The sequence below is a fragment of the Gabonia massiliensis genome, assembly GCF_001403595.1.
In the GTDB taxonomy this organism is placed as follows: domain Bacteria; phylum Bacteroidota; class Bacteroidia; order Bacteroidales; family Coprobacteraceae; genus Coprobacter; species Coprobacter secundus.
Map to the genome: position 1 here is coordinate 1 of NZ_LN877924.1, position 1,190 is coordinate 1,190.

Genomic DNA, 1,190 nt, shown 5'->3' on the forward strand with positions numbered 1-1,190 from the left:
AGGGTCATGTAGTCTTGTACCTTGCCCAACTGTGAGGGGGAGACGACTTGGGTATCTCCTTCGGGGGTGATGATGGTAAGCATACCGGTGCTGCCTTCCCGGGGGGTGATGTTGCCTTCGGGGTCTATGTCGAATGTACCGGAGGTGATGCGGACGGTCTGCCCCCGGTAGTCAGCGTATATGGTGGCACCCATGTCGGGATTGGCTTGTTGCCGCAGATTTTCAATGATACGGCCAGCTTCTTCTTTGATGCGCGACTGCAAGCCTCCCAGGTATGCTTCGTAGAGGTTGGCCTTGTATATGTAGTCCTGGATGATGGCTTGTTCTTGTGAACGTTGTTTTCGTTCTTCGGCTGTAGGTGCTTTTGAAGATTCGGCAAACATCTGTCCCAATATCTTGCTTTGGTCTTGTAGGTTCTCACCGAGGATGGATTTTATCTCGGCTACCTGGCTGGGGGAGAATGCCTCGTTAAGGTGCCGGTCGGCCCGGTCGTAATCGGCTTTTATTTTCCGTTTGGCTCCAGCTAGCAGGGTAGCTGCTGCAGAGCTCATGCCGACGGACATGATGCCTACGGTAGTTATGGTTTGTAAGGCGTTTTCCCAATTGTATATGTCTTCGAGTCCTTGGTCGCCTATGGTGACGGCATTGAGGGTTCCTTCCATGAATTCTTCGAAGGTTTCGCCCGCGATGCCGTTCCAGCCGGTGGCTTTGGCAAAATCGCGGAAGCCGGTGATGATATTTTTGTCTTTTATCATCTTAGTGTAATCGAGGACTCTAGGGGTGGTGCGGGATATGAAACCGGTGAGCCGGGGGGATATATGCCGGGTGGTCGCACCCACTATTTTTTTTACTCCAGGTTTGAAAAATTTACCTAACGCTCCTAATAACTCTCCCGACATTTCAGAAACATTGGAGATGGTGCTTGAGGCTAATCCTTCGGCAATGGAGCGTCCTATCGATTTTTGGTTTTCTTGCCCTAAGTATTTTACTTTTCCGTTTTCGTCAATAGTGGCATCTGCTTGTCCCATGTTCCGCTGGAGTATGTCGGAATAAGTACCGGATTGTAATGGGGACATGGCAGTACCTACAACGAGGGCGTTAGGGACTCCTGCGGCTAACTTTTTCGTTAATTTCCCTGCGGCATTGCGTGGTAAATTGCGGGTGGCTTTGAGCGAAGCTTTGGATATGGA

At 50.6% G+C, this 1,190-nt stretch carries 1 protein-coding gene; it reads right to left on the minus strand.

Annotated elements, in window-relative coordinates:
- A partial coding sequence (locus BN2628_RS00050) for a hypothetical protein (RefSeq protein ID WP_257606322.1) occupies positions 1-1,028 on the minus strand: 1,028 nt, incomplete at its 3' end.
- Between the last annotated feature and the right edge of the window lie 162 nt (positions 1,029-1,190).